The sequence below is a fragment of the Desulfosarcina sp. genome (genome assembly GCF_041551955.1).
Lineage (GTDB): Bacteria > Desulfobacterota > Desulfobacteria > Desulfobacterales > Desulfosarcinaceae > Desulfosarcina.
In genome coordinates this window covers 1-5,262 of record NZ_JBFELV010000364.1, presented here as the reverse complement: position 1 = coordinate 5,262, position 5,262 = coordinate 1, and the positions used below count along the sequence as shown (strand labels likewise).

Annotated in this window: 4 protein-coding genes; 2 read left to right on the top strand and 2 right to left on the bottom strand. The window is 56.6% G+C overall.

Translation table 11 applies throughout. The annotated features are described in order from the left end of the window. Nucleotides 1-1,523: ABC transporter substrate-binding protein (locus ABYV26_RS20170; RefSeq protein WP_372683161.1), on the top strand; the 1,523-nt coding region annotated here is incomplete at its 5' end. A 102-nt stretch (nt 1,524-1,625) separates the two neighbouring features. Next, nucleotides 1,626-2,957, top strand: a complete 1,332-nt coding sequence (locus tag ABYV26_RS20165) for a 3-deoxy-D-manno-octulosonic acid transferase (RefSeq protein ID WP_372683160.1) — start codon at nt 1,626-1,628, stop codon at nt 2,955-2,957. Nucleotides 2,958-3,117: 160 nt separating this feature from the next. Here ABYV26_RS20165 and ABYV26_RS20160 read toward each other — a convergent pair whose 3' ends face one another. Both ABYV26_RS20160 and ABYV26_RS20155 read right to left on the bottom strand, forming a co-directional pair. Continuing rightward, nucleotides 3,118-4,449, bottom strand: a complete 1,332-nt coding sequence (locus ABYV26_RS20160) for an ATP-dependent 6-phosphofructokinase (RefSeq protein WP_372683159.1) — start codon at nt 4,447-4,449, stop codon at nt 3,118-3,120. Next, nucleotides 4,430-5,262 (bottom strand): SIS domain-containing protein (locus ABYV26_RS20155; protein ID WP_372683158.1); only part of this gene is annotated, 833 nt, incomplete at its 5' end. The genes ABYV26_RS20155 and ABYV26_RS20160, both read right to left, overlap by 20 nt.

Genomic DNA, 5,262 nt, shown 5'->3' with positions numbered 1-5,262 from the left:
TGGATGCCGCCTGGACCCAATTAAAGCGCACCGCCGAACAGCTCAGCGCCGATGACCTGCAGCAGTTAATTTCGCAGGTGACGGATCGACGCCTCATGGGCCTTTTGCTTTATCGGCTAGGAATGGCCTTCATTCTGGATGAGAAATATGATGATGCAATGGATGTCCTCAAGGCTTTTGTGGAGCGATTCCCCGAGCATCCGGACAACCCAGATGCGTCGGACATGATCCATTCGCTGACGGAACGGGCCCGCTTTACCCCCTTTACCGTCGGCTGTGTGCTGCCCCTTTCCGGTTCCTATTCCGTATTTGGCCAGCGTGCATTAAACGGGATCGAAATGGCGCTGAGCCAGACCGGTCAGACCGGTGGCGGAATTCCTTTCACCATCATTGTCAAGGATTCCGAATCCGATCCCGCTGTGGCCATCAAGGCGGTCGATCAACTCGATCAACAAAAAGTCGGGGCCATCTTGGGGCCCATGTCCACCGCCGAGGCTGCCTCCGAAAGCGCACAGGCCCGGGGGATTCCAATATTCGTTTTTACCCAGCGGGATGGACTTCCGGATATCGGTCCCTATGTATTCAGAAATTTCATCACCCCTCAGATGCAGGTGCGGTCCCTGGTATCATTCGCTGTCGAAGAATTGGGTGCCAGGCGGTTTGCCATCCTCTATCCCGATGAAAATTACGGTCGGCGCTACATGAACCTGTTCTGGGACCAGGTCGTCAATTATGGTGGCGTGGTTAACGGTGTCGAGATGTATGATCCCGAGGGCACGGATTTCGCCAAACCCATAAAAAAAATGGCGGGAATTTTCTATGATGTCCCCTCGGATTTGAGGGTGGCCAGCATACCGCGGCTTCAATCGTCGCTGCTGCCCCTCATGGAAGCGTCAAGCCAACGTGGACGAGATGCGATCCCCGACCCGGTGGAGCGGATCAGCGGGCTTCCCCTGGATAGAAAAGCCATCGACAACCTTGGGCGCCACCCTTCGGACAGGGAAGACCAATGGCACCCCATTGTTGAATTTGATGCGGTCTTCATTCCTGATGCGCCAAAAAAAGCGGGGTTGATCATACCGCAACTGGCCTACTACGATATCCGCGATGTGTATTTGTTGGGCACCAACCTGTGGAACTCCGAGACCCTTTTGGAAATGTCCGGAGAGTACATGAAAGGCACACTGATCGCCGACGGCTTCTTTGCCAAGAGCCAGTCCGCAACGGTCAAACAATTTGTGGCGGCTTTCCAACATGCCTACGGCAGGGTTCCGGGCTTCATCGAGGCCGTTGCCTATGACAGTGCCATGATGGTATTCCAGACCATGCGTCAAACCGCCACCGATTCTAGGCGAGACTTGAAGCAGGCGCTGTTGCAAATCTTCGATTTCGAGGGTGTTTCCGGCCGGACCGGCTTCGCTGAAAACGGGGAAGCGGAGAAAACCCTGTACATGCTTCGGATTAATCGGGGACGGTTTGTTGAGGCCACGCCAACCACTGAAAGCCTGAGCGGTAAGCAGTGAGCGGTAAGCAGTGAGCGGTGAGCAGTGAGCAGTGAACAGTGAACAGTGAACAGTGAAACAAATGCCAGAGACCAGAACCTCTGAACGCAGAACCCAGAACCCGTGAACGCTTACCATTTCACCTATAATTTTTTTGCGTTCGGGCTTTCCCTGATCGCCCTTCCTGCCATCTGGTGCCACGAGAAGAAAGACCCGGAGCGGAAGGCGGCGCTGACCCAACGACTGGGATACGATCAAAATCAACTGGCTCCGATTATGCCTGGACGCCCGAGACTCTGGATCCATGCCGTCTCCGTGGGTGAGGTGAAGGCGGCTGAAGCCATCGTCAACGCCTTGAACATGACCGGGAGCAACGCGTCAATTCTTCTTACCACCACAACGATGACCGGCCAGCGAGACGCCTGCAGGCGATTCGCCGGCCGGGCCACCGTGCGATACGCGCCGGTGGATTTATGGGGGGCCACCAGGCGGTTTATAGGCGCTCACCGGCCTGATCTGCTGGTTTGCATGGAGACGGAAATCTGGCCCAACTGGATCGCGAAGGCCCATGGGACCGGCATTAAAACGGTGTTTATCAATGGCCGCATTTCTGACCGGTCGATTCGTTCGTATAGGAGACTCCGCCGGCTGATAAAACCTGCGCTGGCAAAGGTGGATGCCTTCAGCATGATCTCCGAAGCGGATGCCCGACGGATCATATCCTTAGGTGCTCCGGCCCATCGGGTCCAAATCAACGGCAATGCCAAGATGGACGCCCCTGGTTTGGGTCGGGATGACGCCGGTATTCAAGAATTGAGGCGGCTTTACGCCGTAAATGAAGACACACCGGTATTTATCGCGGGAAGTGTTCGCGGGGCGGAAGCGGATATTCTGATGGCGGTTTATGACCGCTTGGCAATGCAGATCCCGGGGTTGGTATTCATTATCGCTCCGCGGCACCTGAACCGGTCATCCCGGATTGCAGACATTGCGCGTGCCAAAGGGATCGGCTGGCAGTATCGGACGCAACTTGGCGAAGCAGGGGGCGCACGGTCTGCGCCGGTGGTGATCCTGGACACCATCGGTGAATTGCGCGACGTTTACGGCATCGCCTCGGTGGTGTTTTGCGGGGCGAGCCTCGTGCCGCTGGGCGGGCAAAATGTGCTCGAGGCGGCCGTGTGGGCCAAACCGGTGCTCTTTGGTCCCTCCATGGAGGATTTTGAAGAGGCGCGAACCCTGCTCGAAACGGCAGGCGGTGGTATCTGTGTGAAAGACGAAATGGAGTTGGCCGACCGGGTTGTCGATTTGCTGGAACATCCCGATGAAGCCCGTCGGTTGGGCCGTTTGGCAAAAAAGGCGGTGCTTTCCAATCAAGGGGCGGCCCGCCGTCACGCCCGGGTTATTGCGGAATTGCTGTCCACCATTGAGAACCGTTCAGAGGTTCAGGGTTGGTAGGTTCAGAGGTTCGGGGTTGAGCGGGCAGGGGGGCTGCGCTTTTTAACTCTGAACCCCGAACCAAATAGCTGGTAAGCTCATAGCTCAAAGCTGATAGCTGTAACCAGAAACCAGAGACAAGAAACCTTAACCTCTGAACCCCGAACCCCGAACCTCTTTCTTACGGCTGACCGTTTTTAAGCGATGGCTGACCGGTAGATTCCAGTACGGTTGTCCACAGCTTTCCGTTGGGCCTGACCTGTTTTCTCCTGCCCGCCGTGGCCTCCATGGGCAAATGCACGAAATGGTTGTTCCAATGGCCGATGACCAGCTTGGTTTTTCCCGCCATGCCCGCGTGTACCGCATCCCTGCCTAAAAACCCGCAGAACACACTGTCATTGGCATTGGCCGGAAGGCTGCGAATCATGTAGCTGGGATCGATGTATTTGATGTTCAGCGGAATGTTCTTTTGGAAAAAGTGAGCCTTGATCGCCTCCTTGAGAAACGGACCGATGTCGTTGAGCCGGATATTTCCGGAGGGATCCCGACGCTCATCCACATGGTCGAAAAATTTTTGTCCGGCCCCTTCGGCCACCACGATCACCGCATGGCCCCGGCTGGTCACCCGGGCCATCAAAGCGTCCATCAATCCTTTGGGTCCCTCGAGGTCGAAGTCAACTTCCGGAATCAACACGAAATTGGCATCCTGCTGAGCTAGTGCCGCCGTGGCGGCAATGAAACCGGAGTGCCGTCCCATGAGTTTGATGAGGCCCACGCCGTTGGGGTAGGCGATGGCCTCGTTATGGGCGCTCTGGATGGCCATGCGGGCGACATCCACCGCGGTGTCGAATCCGAAGGAGCGGGAAACCAAATGGATGTCGTTGTCGATGGTTTTGGGAATGCCCACGACGCTGATTTTCAGTCCCCTTTGAGAGATGGTGTCGGCAATCCTGGATGCGGCCATGAGCGTGCCGTCTCCACCCACCATGAAGAGAATGCCGATATTGTTCACCTCCAGGCAGTCCACGACCCGATCGATGTCCTGTGCCCCGCGCGACGACCCGAGAATGGAACCCCCCATGTTCATGATCGTGGTGACCCGGGCCGGGGTCAGGTCGAGAAAATCGTGGTTGTAATCGGGGATGAATCCCTCCAGTCCGTGGCGGACACCGTAGATGATCTTCACGCCATAGCGGTAGTGCAATTCCAGCACAATGGCGCGGATGATGTCGTTCAACCCCGGGCACAGCCCCCCGCAGGTGGCGATGGCACACCGGAGCTTGGAGGCGTCGAAATAGACTTTTCGTCGCGGGCCGGCCACTTCGAATGCGGGAGGGGTGATGCCTTTTGCGAGCATCGCTTCGATATTGGCCCGCTTGATATTGATCATCACTTGATCATCATCGGAAACGAACAGGTGGTGAATCCCGCCATGCTCTTCCTTGAGCATCGGCGATGGAATTTTGGCTTCACCCAGCGACTGAATACGGGTTTCAATGGTTTCTGGATTCATAAACACTCCTTGCAGGTGAACCGTTCAGGCTATGCTTCTTTTCGGAATCGAGTCCATTGAACTTGAATTCGCCCTTGCCGAGGATGTCATGCAGATGCAGGATCCCCAGCACCCGACGGTCACTGTCGATGATCGGCAGGACAGTGATTTCATGACGCTCCATAACGGTGAGGGCATCAAAGGCAGGTGTCTGGGGAAATGTATGCAGGGGCGATGGGGTCATCACCGCAGTCAGGGATTGTTCGAGAACCTGCTTTTTTTGGGCGATCATCCGCCTGAGGTCCCCGTCGGTGAGGATGCCTGCTAGCCGTTGGTCTTCGCCAACGATGATCAGGGCACCCAACCCGTGACGGTCCATCTCTTCCACGGCTTCTTCCATGGATACCGATGCGTTGACCATGGGAACGGCATCACCGGTGAACATGATGTCCCTCACCTGGCTGAACAGCCGCTGACCCAGCGCCCCGCCGGGATGAAATCGCTTGAAGTCACTGGTTTTGAATTGCTTTTTGTTGATCAGGACCACGGCCAGCGCATCCCCCATGGCCAGCAGCGCGGTGGTGCTGGCCGTGGGTGCTAAGCCCAATGGGCAGGCCTCTTTTTCCACGCCGACATCGATGACGATGTCACTGTGTTTGGCCAGAGTGGATGCCGGGTTTCCCGTCATGGCGATCACGGTGCACCCGATGTTGCGGATGCTGGGCATCAGTATATTCAGTTCATCCGTTTCTCCGCTGTAGGACATGGCCAGAAAGACGTCGTCCGGGCCAACGATCCCCAGGTCTCCGTGCAGGGCTTCCACGGCATGCAGGA